At 72.3% G+C, this 19170-nt stretch carries 18 protein-coding genes; 13 read left to right on the top strand and 5 right to left on the bottom strand.

Features of this window, described 5'->3' with window-relative positions; all coding sequences use genetic code 11:
* Position 1: 1 nt before the first annotated feature.
* Positions 2-781 carry an alpha/beta hydrolase gene (locus tag BLQ67_RS02445; protein ID WP_092502123.1) on the top strand — a complete coding sequence of 260 codons (780 nt, stop codon included), beginning with the start codon at positions 2-4 and terminating at the stop codon, positions 779-781.
* Between the two features lie 18 nt (positions 782-799).
* Here BLQ67_RS02445 and BLQ67_RS02440 read toward each other — a convergent pair whose 3' ends face one another.
* Both BLQ67_RS02440 and BLQ67_RS02435 read right to left on the bottom strand, forming a co-directional pair.
* Entirely contained in the window at positions 800-2668 is a 1869-nt protein-coding gene (locus tag BLQ67_RS02440) for a DUF262 domain-containing protein (RefSeq protein WP_092502121.1), read from the bottom strand.
* A 53-nt stretch (positions 2669-2721) separates the two neighbouring features.
* Entirely contained in the window at positions 2722-3699 is a 978-nt protein-coding gene (locus tag BLQ67_RS02435) for a ketopantoate reductase family protein (protein ID WP_092502119.1), read from the bottom strand.
* A gap of 31 nt (positions 3700-3730) precedes the next feature.
* Between BLQ67_RS02435 and truB the strand changes: the two genes are divergently transcribed.
* From truB to deoC, 5 genes are read left to right on the top strand one after another with little or no spacing between them, the layout of a single operon-like run.
* Entirely contained in the window at positions 3731-4639 is a 909-nt protein-coding gene (gene truB / locus BLQ67_RS02430; RefSeq protein WP_092502117.1) for a tRNA pseudouridine(55) synthase TruB, read from the top strand.
* Entirely contained in the window at positions 4636-5004 is a 369-nt protein-coding gene (locus tag BLQ67_RS02425; protein ID WP_092502115.1) for a hypothetical protein, read from the top strand. Before truB ends, BLQ67_RS02425 begins: the two co-directional genes overlap by 4 nt.
* 31 nt (positions 5005-5035) lie before the next feature.
* Positions 5036-5452 (top strand): hypothetical protein, encoded by a 417-nt coding sequence (locus BLQ67_RS02420; protein WP_092502113.1) that lies wholly within the window; start codon positions 5036-5038, stop codon positions 5450-5452.
* Positions 5449-6399, top strand: coding sequence for a bifunctional riboflavin kinase/FAD synthetase (locus BLQ67_RS02415; protein WP_092502111.1), 951 nt, complete (start codon positions 5449-5451; stop codon positions 6397-6399). Before BLQ67_RS02420 ends, BLQ67_RS02415 begins: the two co-directional genes overlap by 4 nt.
* The gene (gene deoC, locus BLQ67_RS02410; RefSeq protein ID WP_092502109.1) at positions 6396-7055 is read left to right on the top strand and encodes a deoxyribose-phosphate aldolase; all 660 of its coding nucleotides are present in this window, start codon (positions 6396-6398) and stop codon (positions 7053-7055) included. The genes BLQ67_RS02415 and deoC overlap by 4 nt, the downstream gene beginning before the upstream one ends.
* Before the next feature lie 10 nt (positions 7056-7065).
* Here deoC and BLQ67_RS02405 read toward each other — a convergent pair whose 3' ends face one another.
* Entirely contained in the window at positions 7066-8373 is a 1308-nt protein-coding gene (locus tag BLQ67_RS02405; protein ID WP_092502108.1) for a M20/M25/M40 family metallo-hydrolase, read from the bottom strand.
* Positions 8374-8466: 93 nt separating this feature from the next.
* Here BLQ67_RS02405 and BLQ67_RS02400 point away from each other — a divergent pair, with 93 nt between their 5' ends.
* Both BLQ67_RS02400 and BLQ67_RS02395 read left to right on the top strand, forming a co-directional pair.
* Positions 8467-8970, top strand: coding sequence for a hypothetical protein (locus BLQ67_RS02400; RefSeq protein ID WP_092502106.1), 504 nt, complete (start codon positions 8467-8469; stop codon positions 8968-8970).
* Positions 8967-9542 carry a DUF4352 domain-containing protein gene (locus tag BLQ67_RS02395; RefSeq protein ID WP_092502104.1) on the top strand — a complete coding sequence of 192 codons (576 nt, stop codon included), beginning with the start codon at positions 8967-8969 and terminating at the stop codon, positions 9540-9542. The genes BLQ67_RS02400 and BLQ67_RS02395 overlap by 4 nt, the downstream gene beginning before the upstream one ends.
* Before the next feature lie 370 nt (positions 9543-9912).
* On the opposite strand, the gene BLQ67_RS02390 is transcribed toward BLQ67_RS02395, so the two are convergent.
* Together BLQ67_RS02390 and BLQ67_RS02385 are read right to left on the bottom strand one after the other, a co-directional pair.
* Positions 9913-11256, bottom strand: a complete 1344-nt coding sequence (locus tag BLQ67_RS02390; RefSeq protein ID WP_092502102.1) for a hypothetical protein — start codon at positions 11254-11256, stop codon at positions 9913-9915.
* The gene (locus BLQ67_RS02385; RefSeq protein WP_092502100.1) at positions 11256-11879 is read right to left on the bottom strand and encodes a hypothetical protein; all 624 of its coding nucleotides are present in this window, start codon (positions 11877-11879) and stop codon (positions 11256-11258) included. Before BLQ67_RS02385 ends, BLQ67_RS02390 begins: the two co-directional genes overlap by 1 nt.
* Positions 11880-11985: 106 nt before the next feature.
* Here BLQ67_RS02385 and BLQ67_RS02380 point away from each other — a divergent pair, with 106 nt between their 5' ends.
* The 5 genes from BLQ67_RS02380 to BLQ67_RS02360 all read left to right on the top strand — a co-directional run bounded on the left by BLQ67_RS02380 (position 11986) and on the right by BLQ67_RS02360 (position 19099).
* The gene (locus BLQ67_RS02380) at positions 11986-13497 is read left to right on the top strand and encodes an aspartate ammonia-lyase (RefSeq protein WP_407922479.1); all 1512 of its coding nucleotides are present in this window, start codon (positions 11986-11988) and stop codon (positions 13495-13497) included.
* An 85-nt stretch (positions 13498-13582) separates the two neighbouring features.
* Entirely contained in the window at positions 13583-15151 is a 1569-nt protein-coding gene (locus tag BLQ67_RS02375; protein WP_092502098.1) for a PrsW family intramembrane metalloprotease, read from the top strand.
* Between the two features lie 134 nt (positions 15152-15285).
* On the top strand, positions 15286-15555 hold the full coding sequence (rpsO, locus tag BLQ67_RS02370) for a 30S ribosomal protein S15 (RefSeq protein WP_092502096.1): 270 nt from the start codon (positions 15286-15288) through the stop codon (positions 15553-15555).
* Positions 15556-15862: 307 nt separating this feature from the next.
* On the top strand, positions 15863-18106 hold the full coding sequence (locus tag BLQ67_RS02365; RefSeq protein ID WP_092502094.1) for a polyribonucleotide nucleotidyltransferase: 2244 nt from the start codon (positions 15863-15865) through the stop codon (positions 18104-18106).
* Positions 18107-18193: 87 nt separating this feature from the next.
* Positions 18194-19099 (top strand): ribokinase, encoded by a 906-nt coding sequence (locus BLQ67_RS02360; protein WP_092502092.1) that lies wholly within the window; start codon positions 18194-18196, stop codon positions 19097-19099.
* The last annotated feature ends 71 nt before the right edge of the window (positions 19100-19170 follow it).

Below are 19170 nucleotides of genomic sequence, written 5' to 3'. Positions count from 1 at the left end.
GATGGCCGACGAGTCGGGCGCGCCGCCGCGCCGGCGTCGACGCCGGGTCGTGCGCATCGTCGGCATCGCGGTGGCGGGCGTGCTGGTGCTCGCGATCGTGGGCGGCCTCGTGTGGGCGGGCACGCCGTACCGAGCCGAGGCCGCGGGGCTCGCGGCGGCCGAGGCGGATGCGCGCATCACGGTCGCCGACGAGGGCGACGTCGTGGTGCTGTCGCCGGCCGCCGAGGCATCGACGACGCTCGAGGGGCAGGGGATCGTCTTCTTCGCAGGGGCGCGCGTGGATGCGGCCGCCTACGTCGCGACGTTCCGCGACGTCGCCGCCGCGGGCGCGACCGTCGTGCTCGTGCGCCCGATCCTCAACCTGGCGATCGTCGAGCTGCGGCCGCTGTCGACGTTCACGGATGCGGTGCCCGGCGTCGAGTCGTGGTCGGTCGGCGGCCACAGCATGGGTGGGGTGCGCGCGTGCACGTACGCCGAGGACGACGCCGTGCAGGCGCTCGTGCTGCTCGCCTCGTACTGCTCGCTCGGCGACCTCAGCGGCCGCGACGATCTCACGGTGCTGTCGATCACGGGCTCGCGCGACGGCGTGCTGCGCCAGGATGCGGCCGACGAGGCGCGCGACCTGCTGCCCGACGACGCGGTCTTCGTCGAGCTCGAGGGCGTGAACCACGCGCAGTTCGGCGACTACGGTGCGCAGCCGGGCGACGACGAGGCGACGGTCGCCGGAGACGAGGCGCACGCCGAGATCGCCGCGACGATCGTCGACGCGCTCGACGGCTGACGAGCGGTCGGGCGCGGACTACGAGAGCGCCTCGCTGCCGTCGTCCGCGACGCCCAGGTCGGTGTCGATGTCGTCGATTCCCGCATCGGAGTCGGTCCCGACGGCCGGCACGCCACCGAGCCCGCCGAGCCGGAGTGCGATGCGCTGCGCGAGCAGCGTGCGTCTGCGCTCGATGAATGCTTCGAACTCGGAGACGTCGGTCGGCAGCGGGTCGGGGAGGGCGTTTCGGTCGAGGAATGCGCTCCGAGCATCATGAGTCGGGTATGCGTTGTCGAGCCAGGACGCAGGGTCTTGATCCGACTTGTCGACGTTCTCAGCGCCGGGTAGCAGCTCGAGGTTCGCCAGTGAGTCGCGAAGCGACAGCAGAGTGTCGACGTGCTCTCGATCGGGAGAGGGGCCGCCGTTCTGGGACAGCGCCGTGATGACTGCCTTCCTCGATAGCAGGGAGGCGGGGAAGACGTGGTCGACGTGGTGCACCGACCTCGTGTCGACGTGGTCGAACAGGATTGCGAGCGTCGCGAACGTTCTCGGGCCGCCGAAGCGCAGCGAGAGCAGATCGTCCACGAGTGACTCGGTGACCTCGAGGGACTTTCCCTGACGTGCGAGCGCGGCGTCGAGAGCAGCGTCTGGGAACGCACCGGTGCCGTGCACACGGATGACCTCGCGCATCTCGCGAAGGAGGGTGTCGAGCCCGGAACCCCAGACCCCTCGGGCGATGAGCGAGCGCAGCACCCAGGTCCGAAGCGCGCCACGATCGTCGCGGTGCTTCTCTGCGAGGCGGTACTCGTTGCCGAGGCCACGGTGCTGCAGGTAGTAGGCGATCGGGATCAGCACGCTATCGGCGGTGAGCGTTGCGTCGGAGAGTCCGAAGTCCCACAGCAGTCCGGCCGCGACCCGGAGCGACTCGCTGATGCTGTCCCACTGCGCATCGAGCAGTTCCATGTTCTCGGTGCGGAAGTTCTTCACTTTGAAGCCGAAGTCGCGGATGTCTGTGAGGACCAGACCTGCCTTCAGGACGGTGTCCTTGGCGAAGTCGAAGCCAGCGCCGGTCGCGTTCAGTTGATCGACGAGACCGTGCACTGCTGCACGCGCGTCACGGGTCTTCCATTGCGCGGTAGCGATGGAGAGCAGCAGGTCGCTGTACGAGAGGACAGTGCCGCCGGAGTTGACACGGATGAAGATGTCAAGGACTCGCTCGATGTCTTGGTCGCTTTCCTCGTAGAACTGGAGACTGGCGGTGCTGTGCACGGCGGCCCACAGGTTGCCGAGGATCTCGACGGCGATCTCGTCGTTGCCCACACCGTACTGCTGTGCGAGCTTGAACCACGCTGCGGGCTCGGCTGCTTCGAAGACATCGGAGACTCGAAGCCAGCGATGCTCCGCGTCATCCTCGGCTGCGGCGACCTGCTCCTTGGTCAGGAACGCCAAGTGGTAGCGAAGGCCAGCGTCGTTTTCGGGCGCGTAGCCGAGGAGGTTCAGGTAGAGGTGTCGGGTTGGGTAGGACCACTCTTTGCTGGCCCAGCCGCCCTTGTTCTTGTATGCGTAGGTACCGCGCAGCCCGATGTTCAACGACGTGAGGCGCTGTTGACCGTCGAGCACCGCAGTGACCGGCCGGCTCGGATCCACATCGAGGAGCTGATTGTGTCGATTGTCATAGGCGCTGTACTCGCGCATGAAGCCGTAGAACTTGAACGACTTGGCGGTGGACGGCTCGACCTTCCATGACAGGAACGTGCCGATGGGATAGCCGCGCATCATCGAGTCGAACAGCTTGACGACCTGGGATGGCTTCCAGACGTACTCCCGCTGGATCGCGGGCAGGATGAGGTCCCCACGCTGGATCCGGCGAAGGGTCTCCGCCACCGTCGTTGCGTCTTTGTGCGCCACTGTGTCTCCTCCTGGTCGCTACGGGGACAGTATCCGCCGCGTGCTGGGAGCACCTAGGGGAGCGGCGCGAGCGCCGCGACCCGCTCGGGCGCCACGAACGCGCCCGTGCGCTCGACCTCGTGCACGAGGGCGACGAGCCCCGCGTTCACCGGCGCGTCGAGCCCGAGGCGCGCCGACGCCTCCACGATCGCGCCCGCGAGGTCGTCGACCTCGGTCGGCTGGCCCTTGCGGATGCTCTGCTGCGTCGAACCGAGGTTCGGCACGTCGCCGAACGTCGCGGCCATGCGGCGCGGCACCGCCTGGGCCTCCTCGATCGACGCCGCGAGCGTGCCGATGGTCTCGGGCCCGACGCTGCCGACGCGCTCGATCGCCACGCCCGACGCGATCGCCGCGAGGGCCGCCTCGCGCATCGCCGCCGCCGTGACGCGCAGCAGCGCGGGCGCGGCAGCGACCTCCTGCATCGACAGCCCGACGGCCGCGGGCACGGCGTTGACGGCGTTGACGCAGAGCTTCGCCCACTGCGCGCCCTCGATGCTCCCCGCGCGCCGCACGTGCGGCATGGCGCCGCTGAGCATGCCCGCGAACCGCTCGCCCTCCGGTCCGCCGACCACGGTCTCGCCCGACGCGGTGATGCGCACGACGCCCGGCTCGAGCGCGTTCGCCGCCCACGTGCCGAGGCCCGCCGCGACGCGGTCGTGGCCGAGGATGCGCGCGACGCGTCCGTGCGCGTCGAGGCCGTTCTGCACCGCGAGCACCGGCACGTCGGCGAGCGCGGCGCGCGACGGCGTCAGCGCCGCGGCCGAGTCGATCGTCTTCGTCGCGAGGATCGCGACGTCGGGCGCCTCGGTGAGCGCATCCACGACCTCCGGATGCGCGTGATGCGTGCCGAACGCGCCCTCGAGGCGGATGCCGTGCGCGCGCAGCACCGGCGCCGACGAGCGCGCGACCACGACGAGGTCGTGCCCCGCGGCATCGAGCAGGGCTGCGAGGCAACCGCCGATCGCCCCAGCACCGAGCACCGCGATCCGCATCCCCTCAGGCTACGGCTACGCTCGATGACCGATGACTGCTCCGAACGGCGTGCTGCTCGTCGACAAGCCCGCTGGCGTCACGAGCCACACCGTCGTCGCCATGGCGCGGCGGCAGCTCGGCACGCGCAAGGTCGGCCACGCCGGCACGCTCGACCCGATGGCGACGGGGCTCATGGTGCTCGGCGTCGGCCCCGCGACTCGGTTGCTGACGTTCCTCGTCGGCCTCGACAAGACGTACGAGACGACGATCGCGCTCGGCGCCTCGACGATCACCGACGACGCCGAGGGCGACGTGGTGGAGACCGCGGATGCGTCGAGCATCACGCAGGAGGCCGTGGCGGCCGCCGTGGTGCCGCTCACGGGCGACATCGAGCAGGTGCCGAGCGCCGTGTCGGCGATCAAGGTCGACGGCAAGCGCTCGTACGCCCGCGTGCGAGCGGGGGAGGACGTCGCGCTCACGGCACGCCCCGTCACGGTGTCGCGCTTCGAGCTCGGCCCGCTGCGGCCGGGCGCGCTCGCATCGATCGACGCCGTCGTCGACTGCACGTCGGGCACGTACATCCGCGCCCTCGCCCGCGACCTCGGCGCCGCGCTCGGCGTCGGCGGCCACCTCACCGCGCTGCGGCGCACGAAGGTCGGCCCGTTCGGGCTCGAGGATGCCGTCGCCGCCGACGCGATCGTGCCCGAGGGCATGCTGCGCCCCGTCGACGTCGCATCGCGCGTGCTGCCCGTCGTGACGCTCGGCGACGAGGATGCGCGCCTGCTCGCGAACGGTCGCCGCCCGCGCACCGACGCGGAGGGCATCGTCGCGGCCGTGCACGACGGCGAGCTCGTGGGCATCGCCCGCGGCGAGGGCGGCCGCCTGCACCCGGTCGCGAACCTCGGCGTCGCCGCCGCCGACCAGGCCGCGAAGGACGCCGCGACGGAGGCCGACGCATGATCTCGTGGCTCATGCTGACGCAGGCGATCGTCATCGCCGTGCTCGGCGCCGGCGTCGCCATCGCGGGGCTCGCGAAGGTCAAGATGAACGACCTCGTGCTCGGCGCATCCGCCCTCACGATGCTGAGCCTCATCGTGCAGGTCGTCGCCTCGATCGTCGCGCCCATCGTCGGCGCCGGCCCCACGGGCGACCTGCTCGAGTACTGGGTGTACCTCGTCACGGCGCTGCTCATCCCGCCCGCCGCGACCCTGTGGGCGTTCGCCGACAAGGGCCGCTGGGGCGTGCTCGTCGTCGGCGTCGGCCTGCTCGCCGTCGCCGTCATGGTGTACCGCATGCACCAGATCTGGTTCGTGCAGGTCGTCTGAACGCGCTCACACGCGGGCGTAGGATCGTCCGGTGCCCTCCTCCCGTCGATCCGGCTTCGGCCGCGTGCTCATCGCGGTGTACGCGATCCTCGCGATCGCCGCGACGGGGCGCTCGGTCTACCAGATCCTCAGCCGCTTCGACGAGGCGCCCCTCGCGTACGCGCTGAGCGCCGTCGCCGCCGTCGTCTACGTCGTCGCGACGATCGCGCTCGCGATGCGCGGCGCGATCTGGACGCGCGTCGCCGTGGCGACCATCGCGTTCGAGCTCGTCGGCGTCGTCGCCGTCGGCACCCTCTCGCTCACGAGCCCTGCGCTCTTCGGCCACGCGAGCGTGTGGAGCTGGTACGGCATGGGCTACCTGTTCATACCCGCCGTGCTGCCCATCGTGGGCCTGTGGTGGATCCGCCGCACCGAGCGCGCCACCGTCGACGGGAGCGTCGCCGCGTGAGCTGGATCGACGATCTCGTCGCGCGTCCGTCGGCCGTGACGATCGGCAAGTTCGACGGCGTGCACCTCGGCCACCGCGAGCTGCTCACCGGCGCGCTGCGCATGGCCGAGAAGCGGGGCCTCACGCCCGTCGTCGTCACGTTCGACCGGCATCCGCTCGCGACGCTCCGCCCCGAGCTCGCGCCGCGCCTCATCCTGTCGCCGGCGCAGCAGCGCGAGGCGCTCGAGGCGCTCGGCTGCGAGGTCGTCACGATCCCGTTCGACGCCGAGACGGCCGCGATGGACCCGACGGACTTCGTGCAGCGCGTGCTGCTCGACGGCCTCGGCGCCCGCTTCATCGTCGTCGGCAGCGACTTCCGGTACGGCCGCGGCGGCGTGGGCGACCCGGCGCTGCTCACGCGCCTCGCCACGGCGCGCGGCGTCGAGGTGCTCGTCGTCGACGACGTCGTCGACGATGCGGGCACGCGCGTGTCGTCGACCGAGATCCGCCACGCGCTCGAGGCGGGCAGCATCCCGCACGCCACCGAGCAGCTCGGCAGGAGCCCGCGCCTGCGCGGCACGGTCGTGCGCGGCCACCAGCGCGGCCGCGAGCTCGGCTTCCCGACCGCGAACCTCGGCCCCGACATCGAGGGATTCGTGCCCGGGCACGGCGTGTACGCCGCGTGGGCGACCGTCGACGCCGGCCGCTTCCCGGCCGCGGTGTCGATCGGCGACAACCCCACGTTCGACGGCGTGCAGACGACGGTCGAGGCGTACCTGCTCGACGTCGACCTCGACCTGTACCACCGACCCATCGAGCTCGAGCTCGTCGACCACGTGCGCCCCATGGTGCGCTTCGACGGCATCGAGCCGCTCATCGCCCAGATGCACGCCGACGTCCAGCGCGTGCGCGAGATCCTGGGGATCGCCGAGGGGCGCGTGGATGCGCCCGAGGAGGAGACGCCATGACCGAGTCGATCGCGACCATCGTCGACCACACGCTGCTGAAGCCCGAGGCGACGGCGGCCGACGTCGCCGCCACGATCGCCGAGGCGGCGGATCTCGGCGCGTACAGCGTCTGCCTGTCGCCGAACGTGCTGCCCGTCGAGGTGCCCGAGGGTCTCAAGACCGCCGTGGTCGTGGGCTTCCCCAGCGGTCGCCACCACTCGGAGGTCAAGGCCGCCGAGGCGCGCCTCGCCGCGTCGCAGGGCGCCGACGAGCTCGACATGGTCATCGACGTGGGCGCCGCGATCGACGGTCGCTACGACGCCGTCGAGGCCGACGTGCGCGCGGTGCGCGAGGCCGCGCCGGGCGTGGTGCTCAAGGTCATCATCGAGTCGGCAGCGCTGACCGACGACCAGATCGTCGCGGTCTGCAAGGCCTCCGAGGCCGCGGGCGCCGACTTCGTGAAGACGTCGACGGGCTTCCACCCGGCCGGTGGCGCGAGCGAGCACGCCGTCGCGCTCATGCGCGCGACGGTCGGCGACCGCCTCGGCGTCAAGGCGTCGGGCGGCATCCGCACGCGCGAGGCCGCCGACGCCATGGTCCGTGCGGGCGCCTCGCGCCTCGGCCTGTCGTCGACGCGCGCGATCGTCGAGGGCGCGCCCTCGGCGAGCGACTACTGAGCCGCGCCGGTCAGCACGTCTCGAGCAGGCGCCGGTACCACCGGATGCCCCGCTCGAACGCGTCGACGGGGATGCGCTCGTCGCGCGCGTGCAGGCATGCGCGCAGGTCGCTCGTGAGCAGGAACGGCGTGAAGCGGTAGACGCGGTCGGTCACGCGGTACGCGTGCCGTCCGTCGGAGCCGCCGAGCATCACGTACGGCGAGACGACGGCCTCCGGGTACTCGGCGGCGGTCGCGGCCTCGATGGCATCCCAGCCGCGGCCGTCGGTCGGCGACGTCGGCGACGCCTCGTGCCCGCGCACGACGTCGATCGTCACGCGGTCGTCGCGGATGGCGCGGCCGAGGATCGCGACGGCGTCGGCGATCGTCGTGCCCTGCGTGAGCCGCACGTTGACGGTGGCCTCGGCGCGCTCCGCGATGGCGTTCGCGGCGGTGCCCGCCTGCAGGCCCGTCACGGTCGCGGTCGTCGCGATCGTCGCGCGCGTCTCGGCGTTCGCGGCGAGGATGCGGCGCAGCACGGGGGAGAGCACGTCGGCCCGCGTCAGCAGCGCGCGGTACGGTGCCCGCGCGTGCGCGCCGAGCGTCTGCAGCATCCGCACCGTCGTCGGCGTGAGCCGCTCGGGGAAGCGGGCGCGGGAGGCGCGCACGACGGCGCGGGCGAGGATCGCCGTCGCTGGCATGCGCGGTGGCGTGGAGGCGTGGCCGCCGTGCTCGTCGACCGCGAGGCGCAGCACGAGCATCCCCTTCTCGCTGAGCCCCACCATCGCGGCGGGCACGTCGACGCCCGGCACCGGCGGGTCGACGACGGCGCCGCCCTCGTCGATCGCGAACGCGGGCCGCACGCCGCGCTCGGCGAGCACCGCGATCGCGGCGTGCGCGCCGCCGCCGAAGGTCTCCTCGTCGTGGCCGAGCACGAGCCACACGTCGTGCGCGGGCACGAAGCCGTCGACGACGAGCGCCTCGATCGCCTCGAGGATGCCGACGAGCGAGCCCTTGTCGTCGATGGCGCCGCGGCCCCACACGACGCCGTCGACGATGGCGCCGTCGAACGCGCCGTGCGTCCAGCCGTCGCCGGGCGGCACGACGTCCTGGTGCGCCATGAGCAGCGCGGGGGCGTCGGCGGATGCGCCCGGCCAGCGGGCGAGGATCGTGTGCTCGGCGACGAGCTCGACCTCGAGCGCACCGAACGCGTGCGGGTAGAGGTCGGCGAGCAGCGTGCGCAGCGCCGCGAGGCCCGCGGCGTCGGGCACGCCGTCGGTGGCGGCGGTGGGCACGCGCAGCACGGCTGCGAGACGGTCGGCGGCGGTCGTCGAGGGCATCGTGCCCGATGGTATCGGCGGCACATGACGCGTCGTCATCCGTCGCGTCCGTCGATCACGGAGCGTGGAGGTGCGGCGGCTAGCCTCGGCTGCATGACGGGTCGCGTGCGCATCGGCATCGTGGCGCTCGTCGCCGTCGCGGCGATCGTCGGCACGCTCGTGCTCACGGGCGCCCTCGGCCCGCGCGAGGACGAGCGCGTGCCGATCGTCGCCCTCGGCGACACGATCGAGACGAGCCGGGCCGACATCGCCATCGAGGCGTTCGCGAACGGCGAGGACGGCGCCATCGTCGTCACGGCGACGATCACGAGCCACCTGCCGGTCTCGATCCTCAACGACGACCTCTTCCACCTCGTCGACGACGCCGGCGACCTCGCGCTGTGGGGCTACGGCACGGTCGACGGGGTGTCGGCGAACAGCGCGCAGCCGGGCGTCACCGACACGTTCGACATCGAGTTCGTCGTCGATCGCGAGATCGAGGGCTCCGTGCGCGCCGAGGTGCGCGACGCCACGTGGACGCCGCGCGACGAGACGGCGTTCGGGCTCGGGTCGAACTCGTACGACGAGCACGCCGTCGCGTACGTGAGGATGCCGTGAGCCGCCTGGCGTCGGCACGCCGTGCCGTGACGGCGCGCGGCATCGCGGCGGTGCTCGTGGCGGTGGCGCTCGCGGCGCTCGCCGTCGGCGTCGACCGGCTCGAGCCGGGCCCCACCGCGCGGTACGCCCCGTTCTCGGCCTCTGGGTCGGGGCTCGTGACCTCAGGGCCGCTGTCGGTCGAGGTGCACGACGCCGAGCTCGCCGCGACGATCGTCGTCGACGACGAGGTGCGCACGACGAACGGCGTCTTCGTGGTCGTCGAGGCGACGATCGGCTGGACCGGCATGACGGACTTCGTCGCCCGTGACCTGCTCGTCGACGGCCGCGTGTACGACGCGTCGTCGAAGGGCCCGACGTCGTTCGACGAGAGCGAGCCCGCCGCCGGGCTCCCGGTGCGCGGCGACCTCGTGTTCGAGGTCGACCCGGCGGCGCTCGCCGCCGACGGCACGGTCGAGCTCGTGGTCTCGATGGGCATCGACGCCCAGGGCGACCTGCAGCCGCAGGTCGTCGTGCCGCTCTCGATCGACCCGACGGTCGTCGACGAGCTGACGATCGAGGTCGTGTCGCGATGAGGCCGTCGAGGATCGTCGCGACGCTCGCGATCGGACCGCTCGCGCTCGGGCTCGCCGTGCTCGTCGCATCCGAGCCCGTCACGAGCTGGATGGAGCGCGAGCCCGTCGTCGTCGTCGCGGGCGTCGAGGGCACGGCGCACACGGTCGGCGGCCCCGCGTTCACGATCGGGTCGGCGAGGATCGTCGCGCCCGACAGCGAGGAGGCGGGCTACGCCGACGCGCCGGCGGGGTCGCAGGTCGTCGTGGTCGACCTGCGCGTCGACGACGCCGACGACCTGCTCGCGTGGTGCACGTACCGGCTCGAGGCGACCGTCGACGGCGTGCGGTCGCAGTGGCTGTGGGACGGCGGGGCGACCGACGTCACGAGCTGCTACGCCGAGGAGGGCTCGCTGTCGGGCGTCGTCGGGTTCGTGGTGCCCGCAGGCTCGGTGTCCGACGCGAGGCTGCTCGTCGGCGGCGAGCCGATCTGGCTGGGCGTGCCGCTCACGCTCTGACCCGCGGCCTCGGGCACGGCCCGCAGCCGCAGCGCGTCGAGCGCCGCGACCGAGACGACGAGGCCCAGCACGGCGACGATCGAGTCGCCCAGCGCCCCGCCCACGTTCGCGACGGCCTCCGCCAGCTGCTGCGGCTGCCCGCCGAGCGCGTGCGTGAGCGCGACAGTGAGCCACGACGCCGCCACGTGCACGACGTGCCAGGCGAGCACGGCGGCGCCGAGGGGCACGAGGCCGGCGCCCCACACCTGCCGCAGCGTCGCGACGATCGGCACCCAGCGGTCGTGCAGGTCGTCGGTGAGCTCCTCGAGCAGGTCGTCGAGCGGCGACGGCAGCGCCTCGAGCAGTCGCAGCCACCAGCGCGCCGGCCGCGGCGGCTCGGCAGGCTCGGGCGCCAGCTCGGGCCGGGCGCCGAGCAGCACGATGCCGACGAGCGTGAGCCACACGAGGGGCAGCGAGACCGTGTGCCACACCTCGCCGACCGCCTCCCACGTCTGCAGCAGCCATCCGCCGATCACGCCGTCGATCGCGGCGCGCACGTCGTCGACGCCGCTCGCGAGGCGCGTCGTCGCGAACCAGTCGCCGGCCATGCCGAGCAGACGCGCGAGGATCGACACGGCGAGGAAGGTCCACAGGCCCTCGAGCACGAGCGTCGCGACCGAGACGCCGCGCCGCGTGCCCCGGCGCTCGAAGCGGCGCAGCACGCCGCGCAGCACGAGGCAGCCGACGAGGAGACCGATCGAGAGCACGTCGACCGGCACGTCGAGCACGGCGCCGACGCCCGCGCCCTCCTGGAACCAGTCGATCGCCGACAGCGCCGTGAGCGCGTACTCGCGCAGGTCGTCGGTGAAGAGCCCCCACGCGGTGAGCAGCAGGAACGCGGGGAGCACGGATGCCGCGAGCCCCGCGAGCGCCGACTGCAGGCGCGCCGAGCCCTCGAGCGGCGGCGGCGTCGACCGCATCGCCCGCAGCAGCACGAGGATCTGCAGGATCATCGCGACCATGCGCACGAGCGCCGTCACGGCGGTGAGCGCGAGCCCGCCGACCGCGGAGGTCGCGCCGACGGAGCCCGCGACGGCGACGAGCAGCGTGCCGAGGATGCGGGCGGCGAGCTCGATCGCGAGCACCTCCGGCAGGCCGCGCGCCGCCAGTCTGCGCATCGAGACGGCGAGGTCGGCGGCGAAGCGGCCGAGGTCGCCTGCCACCGTCCGCGCCGCGGGCATCAGCCGACCAGGTCGTGCACCGCGACGGCGGCGTCGGTCGCGGCGCCGATCGTGAGCGCCTCCGGCACGACGGTGCGCTCGCCACCCTGATCGCGCGCCGTGATGCTCACCGACACCGCGCCGTCGAACGCGAGCACCGAGCCGTTGAGCCACTCGGCGTCGTCGCCCATCTCGTCGCTCGTCATCACGAGCAGGCCCGCGGCGTCGCCCGTGGCGCTCGCCCGCACGGTCGGGCCCGTCGACAGCGCCGCGAGCTCGTCGTCCGTGAACGGGATGGCCGACACGGTCACCTGCACGAGCGCGCCGTTCGCGCGGTAGCCGCACGAGCCCTCGACGTCGACCGACGGGTCGTCGAACGACTGGCCGGCGGCGTCGGCCGTCGATCCCGCAGGCAGGGCTGCGAGCAGCACGGCGTCGATCTCCTCGCAGCCGGGGATGTCCTCCTGCGCGATGGGCGCATCCACGCCGCCCGCGTCGGGCGTCGCCGACGGCGCGCCCGGGCCGTCGGGCGCGACGCTCGTCGGCGCCGACGAGCTCGGCGCCGCCTCGTCGCCGCCGTCGCTGCAGCCCACGAGCGTCACGGCGAGCACGAGGGCGAGAGGGACGACGGAGAGGCCACGCATGCAAGCGAGCATACGAGCCGGCGCCTGGGCGCGACGCTAGGCTCGTGGTCGTCCCAGCGAGCGCGATGGAGCGCTCGCGGCGCCGATCCGACGAACGCTGGAGCCGATGACCGACACGCCCGCATACAAGCTCGAGCCAGCACCGATGGGGGAGCACGTCGTCGACGGACCCGTGCGCATCGAGCGCGACTCGCTGGGCGAGAAGCCCGTGCCGGCCGACGCCTACTGGGGCATCCACACCGAGCGGGCGCTCGAGAACTTCCCCATCACGGGTCGGTCGATCTCGGTGTACTCCGACCTCGTCGACGCGCTCGCGGTCGTGAAGCAGGCGGCGGCGCGCGCGAACCGCGAGATCGGCGCGCTCGACCCCGAGAAGGCCGACCTCATCGACCACGTGTGCCGCCGCATCCGCGCAGGCGAGCTGCACGACCAGTTCAAGGTCGGCGTCATCCAGGGCGGCGCCGGCACGTCGACGAACATGAACACGAACGAGGTCATCGCCAACGCGGGCCTCGTCGAGCTGGGCTTCGCCAAGGGCGACTACCAGCACCTGCACCCCATCGACGACGTCAACCGCTCGCAGTCGACGAACGACACGTACCCGACGTCGATCAAGGTCGCGATGGCGTTCACGCTGCGCCGCATGCTCGCCGAGCTGCGCCTCCTCATCGACGCGTTCGATGCGAAGGGCGTCGAGTTCCAGGACGTGCTGAAGGTCGGGCGCACGCAGCTGCAGGATGCCGTGCCCATGACGCTCGGCCAGGAGTTCCGCGGCTTCGCCGTCACGCTCGACGAGGACTACGACCGGCTCGACGAGACCATCGGCCTGCTGTCGGAGGTCAACCTCGGCGCGACCGCGATCGGCACGGGCATCACGGCCGACCCGCGCTACGCCGAGGCGGCGGGGCGCCACCTCGCCGAGCTCACGGGCCTGCCCATCGTCACGGCCGCCGACCTCATCGAGGCCACGAGCGACACGGGCGTCTTCATGTCGGTGTCCGCGGCGCTCAAGCGCTGCGCCGTCAAGCTGTCGAAGATCTGCAACGACCTGCGACTGCTGTCGTCGGGACCGCAGGCCGGCTTCGGCGAGATCCTGCTGCCGCCCAAGCAGGCGGGGTCGTCGATCATGCCCGGCAAGGTCAACCCCGTCATCCCCGAGGTCGTGAACCAGGTCGCGTTCGCCGTCATCGGCTCGGATGCGACGGTCACGGCCGCGTCGGAGGCCGGGCAGCTGCAGCTCAACGCCTTCGAGCCCGTCATCGCCCACTCGATCCTGCAGAGCCTGCACTGGATGACGCAGGCGTGCCTCACGCTGCGCATCAACTGCATCGACGGCATCCAGCCGAACCGCGAGCGGCTCGACGCCATGGTCGGCTCGTCGGTCGGCGTCGTCACGGCGCTCACGCCGTACATCGGCTACACGGCGTCGGCGTCGCTGGCGCACGAGGCGCTCACGTCGCACAAGTCGATCGCCGACCTCGTGGTCGAGGCGGGGCTCATGGATCGTGAGCGCGTCACGAAGCTGCTCGAGCCCGCACGACTGTCGGGGCTGCACCCGGCCACGCAGGCCATCCCCGTCATCACGCCCGAGATGCTCGCCGAGCACGACCGCGCCTGAGCCGCCGCGCGGCGCGCGTCGACCGGCAGGCGACGCGCGCCGCGTTCCCGGCGAACAGGCGGGTTCCTCGGCCTAGCATGGCCGCATGACGCTCGCGCAGCCGCCGCAGACCCCCCAGCAGCCGGGCTACCAGCCTGCCCCGCAGCAGCTCGTCGCGCCGCAGGCGCCGCCCATGCCGGCGCTCTCGAAGCCGTCGTCGACCGGCCTCATCCTCGGCATCGTCGGCGTCGCCGCCCTCGGCCTCGCGAGCGTCGTCACGCTCTTCATGCTCGCCGTCGTCTTCGGGCTCGGCTTCGCCGTGCCCATCGCGGGCTTCCTCGGCCTCTTCCCGCTCGCGTTCGTCGTGTGGGCGCTCCTGGGCCTCGACCGTTGGGAGCCCGAGCCGCGCGTCGCGCTGTGGCTGTCGGTGCTGTGGGGCGGCACGATGGCGGTGCTGCTCACGCTGCTGCTCAACGAGGCGGTGCTGCAGCCGTTCCTCGCGGTCCCGATCCTCTCGGTGCCTGCGTTCGCCGACACGATCTACGGCATCCTCGCGCCGGCGTTCCCCGCGCTGCGCGACCTCGTCGAGTCCGGCGGCGCCTCGACCGCGCAGGCCGTCTACTCGTTCTACGGCCCCGTCATCCAGGCGCCGTTCACGGAGGAGCTCTGGAAGGCCGTGCCGGTCGTCGTCATGTTCCTCTTCGTGCGCAAGCACTTCGACGGCCCCATCGACGGCTTCGTCATCGCCGGCTTCTCGGCGGCGGGCTTCGCCTACACCGAGAACATCCTCTACTTCGGTCGCGAGCTCGCCGAGGTCGGCGACGCGTCGTTCATCTTCTTCCTCCGCGGCATCATGAGCCCGCTCGCGCACGTGATCTTCACGGCGGTCGGCGTGGGGCTCGCGCTCGGCTTCGCCGCCCGACGCTCGTCGCGCCTCTGGATCCTCCTCGCCCTGCCCGTGGGGCTCGGCGTCTCGATGTTCCTGCACGCGCTGTGGAACAGCGCGTCGTTCTGGGTGCCGGCAGGCATGCTCGGGTTCTTCATCTACTACGGCCTCGTGCAGGTGCCGATCTGCATCGGCGCCCTGCTGCTCGTCGTGATGCTGCGCCGATTCGAGGCGCGCCTCACCCGCCTGCGGCTCGACGAGTACGCGGAGGCCGGCTGGTTCTCGAACGAGGAGTCGCGCATGCTCTCGTCGTCCGACGGCCGCCTGAGCCTCACGCAGTGGGCACGCCGCAAGGGGCTGCAGCGCGCGATGCAGGCCTACATCCGCATCGCGACGAGGCTGGCCGCCAACCGCCAGCGCGCCATCATCGGCCGCGAGAAGCTGCGCCCGGTCGCCGACGAGGCGAGGCTGCTCGGCGACGTCGCCGCGCTGCGCTCGTACATGGCGACCGTCGGCGGGGGAGCGCCCGTGCAGGTCGGGGTCGGCCAGCAGCTGCCCGCACCGATCCAGGGCTCCACGCCGCACTCGCAGCGCTTCGCGACCGCACCGGGCGCGCAGGCGCAGCCGTGGCAGCAGGGCTGGCAGTACGCCATGGCGGTCGGCGGCTCCGCGCCGGCGCAGCCGAACGCCGCACCGACGCAGGTCGCGCCGCCGTTCGTCGCCCCGCAGCCCCCGCAGCAGCAGGCGCCCGTGCAGCCGCCGCAGCAGGGCGGCACGCAGGGCTGGTGACGCCCGACTCCTCGCGCTGCCGAGGCCTCCGAGACGCTGCTACACTCGACAGGTTGCCGTCGATCGGCCGCGGAACCAGAGAGCTCACGCATCCAGCGTCGGGCGCCGCGCTGCGACAGGAGAGAGGAGACCGAATGAGCCTTGCCTCTGAGGTCAAGCAGGCGATCATCGCCGAGTACGCCACCCACGAGGGTGACACCGGTTCCCCCGAGGTGCAGGTCGCGCTCATGTCGCGCCGCATCAAGGACCTGACCGAGCACCTCAAGGAGCACAAGCACGACCACCACTCGCGTCGTGGCCTCCTGCTCCTCGTCGGTCAGCGCCGTCGTCTCCTGGGCTACCTCCAGGACATCGACATCGCGCGCTACCGCTCGCTGATCGAGCGTCTCGGCCTGCGCCGCTAGAGACCCCCGGCAGGACACCGTATCTGCACGCGAGGCCCCGCATCCCGGAAGGGATGCGGGGCCTCGTCGCATGTGCGGGCTCGCCGCGCCGCCTGGAGATCCCGGGCTCGGCGGGGTGCCGGCTGATAGGCTCCCGATGGCCGCAGGACTGCGGCCGCGTGCGCCGTCACGACCGGAAGGCTGGTCGTTGGTGGCGGATGCCGAGGCCGCAGGTCTCGACGTCCACCACTGATGACCACTCCGACGGATCAGGCTGCGCACGACCTGTCTGTCGTGCCCGCGGATCGGGCACAGGAGGAGAGAGACCTTGGAAGGTCCTGAGATCACGTTCGCCGAAGCCGTCATCGACAACGGCAAGCACGGCACCCGCACCATCCGCTTCGAGACCGGCCGCCTCGCCCAGCAGGCGCAGGGCTCGGCCGCCGCGTACATCGACGGCGAGACCATGCTGCTGAGCGCGACGAGCGTCAGCAAGCACCCGAAGGACAACTTCGACTTCTTCCCGCTCACGATCGACGTCGAGGAGCGCATGTACGCCGCGGGTCGCATCCCGGGCTCGTTCTTCCGCCGCGAGGGCCGTCCGTCGACCGACGCGATCCTCACGTGCCGCCTCATCGACCGCCCGCTGCGCCCGACGTTCGTCGAGGGCCTCCGCAACGAGGTCCAGGTCGTCATCACGGTGCTCGCCATCGAGCCCGACGAGCTCTACGACGTGCTCGCGATCAACGCCGCGTCCATGTCGACGCAGCTCTCGGGCCTGCCGTTCTCGGGCCCGATCGGTGGCGTGCGCGTCGCGCTCATCGACGGCCAGTGGGTCGCGTTCCCGAAGCACTCGCAGCTCGAGCACGCCGTGTTCAACATGGTCGTGGCCGGCCGCGTGACCGACGACGGCGACGTCGCGATCATGATGGTCGAGGCCGAGGCGACCGACGAGTCGTGGCACCTCATCGAGGGCGGCCAGCAGGCCCCCACCGAGGAGGTCGTGGCCGAGGGTCTCGAGGCATCGAAGCCCTTCATCAAGCAGCTCGTCGAGGCGCAGCAGCAGGTCGCGAAGACGGCTGCCAAGCCGACGCGCGACTACCCGCTGTTCCCGCCGTACTCGCCCGAGGCCTTCGACGCCGTCTCGGCGATCGCCGCGACGGACGTCGCAGCGGTCTACCAGATCGCAGACAAGATCGAGCGCCAGGACGCCGACGACGCCCTCAAGGAGCGCGTCAAGGAGCAGGTCAACGCGAAGATCGAGGCGGGCGAGCTCGACGCGTCGATCGCCCCGCAGGTCTCGGCTGCCTACAAGGCCGTCACGAAGAAGGCCATGCGCGGTCGCGTCCTCACCGACGGCGTGCGCATCGACGGCCGTGGGCTCGCGGACATCCGCGCGCTCGACGCCGAGGTCGCGGTCATCCCGCGCGTGCACGGCTCGGCGATCTTCCAGCGCGGCGAGACCCAGATCATGGGCATCACGACGCTGAACATGCTGAAGCTCGAGCAGCAGATCGACTCGCTGTCGCCTGTCACCTCGAAGCGCTACATGCACAACTACAACTTCCCGCCGTACTCGACGGGCGAGACGGGCCGCGTCGGCAGCCCGAAGCGCCGCGAGATCGGTCACGGCGCCCTGGCCGAGCGTGCGCTCGTGCCCGTGCTGCCCAGCCGCGAGGAGTTCCCCTACGCCATCCGCCAGGTCTCCGAGGCGCTCGGCTCGAACGGCTCGACCTCGATGGGCTCGGTGTGCGCCTCGACGCTCTCGCTGCTCAACGCTGGCGTGCCGCTGCGCGCACCCGTCGCGGGCATCGCGATGGGCCTCATCTCCGACGTGGTCGACGGCGAGACCCGCTACGCGGCGCTCACCGACATCCTCGGTGCCGAGGACGCCCTCGGCGACATGGACTTCAAGGTCGCGGGCACGCCCGAGTTCGTCACGGCGATCCAGCTCGACACGAAGCTCGACGGCATCCCCGCCTCGGTCCTCGCCGGCGCGCTGACGCAGGCGAAGGAGGCGCGCACGAAGATCCTCGACGTGCTCAACCAGGCGATCGACACGCCCGACGAGATGGCGCCCACGGCGCCGCGCGTCATCAGCGTGAACATCCCGGTCGACAAGATCGGCGAGGTCATCGGCCCCAAGGGCAAGGTCATCAACCAGATCCAGGACGACACGGGCGCCCAGATCTCGATCGAGGACAACGGCACCGTCTACATCGGCGCCGTCGACGGTCCGTCCGCGGAGGCCGCACGCGCTGCGATCAACGCGATCGCGAACCCCTCGAACCCCGAGGTCGGCGAGCGCTTCCTCGGCACGGTCGTGAAGATCGCGTCGTTCGGCGCGTTCGTCTCGCTCATGCCGGGTCGCGACGGTCTGCTCCACGTCACCGCGATGCGTCCGCTGAACGACGGCAAGCGCATCGAGGCCGTCGAGGACGTCGTGTCGGTCGGTCAGAAGCTCCAGGTCACGATCACGAAGGTCGACGACCGCGGCAAGCTGTCGCTCGAGCTCGTCGAGGACGAGTCGGCTGCTGCGGCGCCGGCCGAGGACGCTCCCGCCGCGGAGTAGTCCGGTCCCGAGCGAAGGGGGTGCACCTGCGGGTGCGCCCCCTTCGTCGTGTCCGGACGATGCCCGCAGCGCCGTAGGCTCGAACGCATGAGCGTCATCGTCGTCGGCAGCATCAACGTGGACGTGACCGTGGTCGCGGATCGCATGGCGCAGGCGGGGGAGACCATCACCGGCACCGCGCTCGAGACGGGCCTCGGCGGCAAGGGTGCGAACCAGGCGGCCGCCGCAGCCCGCGCGGGGGCTGCGACGACGATGGTCGGCTGCGTCGGCTCGGATGCGTTCGCCGACGTCGCGCTCGACGGGCTGCGCGAGGCGGGCGTCGACGTCGCGGGCGTCGCCACGGTCGAGGGCGGCACGGGCATCGCGCACATCCGCGTCGCGGGCGGCGACAACTCGATCGTCGTCGTGCCGCTCGCCAACGCGGCCCTCTCGGTCGAGCAGGCGCACGCGGCGATCGACGCGACGGACGCGTCGGCGCTGCTGCTGCAGCTCGAGGTCGACCAGCAGGTCGTGCTCGCCGCGGCCGAGCGCGCGCACGCGCGCGGCATCCGCGTCGTGCTCGACCCCGCACCGGCGGCACCGCTGCCCGAGTCGATCTGGCAGCACGTGGCGCTCGTGAAGCCCAACGAGCACGAGGCGGGCCTGCTCACGGGCGTCGAGGTGACGGATGCCGCGAGCGCCGAGCAGGCGGCGCGCTGGTTCCTCGATCGCGGCGTCGACGCGGCGATCGTGACGCTCGGCAAGGCGGGCGCCGTGCTCGTCGACGCCGACGGCGCGCGCATGCTCGCGGGCCACGTCGTCGACGCCGTCGACTCGACCGCCGCGGGCGACACGTTCTCGGGCTACCTCGCGGCGGCCCTCGCCGACGGCGCGAGCCTCGACGAGGCCGCGCGTCGCGCCATGGCTGCCGCGGCGATCTCGGTCACGCGCGTCGGTGCCACGGCATCCATCCCGTCGAGCGCCGAGGTCGACGCCTTCCTCGCCGACGCCTGACGCCCTGACGTCGGGGCCGCCGGGCGCTGCGCCGTCGGCGGACGCGTCCGGCGAGACGCCGTCGCGAACGT

Origin of the sequence: Agrococcus jejuensis, from assembly GCF_900099705.1 — a bacterium.
Taxonomy (GTDB): Bacteria; Actinomycetota; Actinomycetes; order Actinomycetales; family Microbacteriaceae; genus Agrococcus; species Agrococcus jejuensis.
Note: the sequence above shows the minus strand (reverse complement) of the source record. Positions and strands in the feature narration are given on the sequence as shown.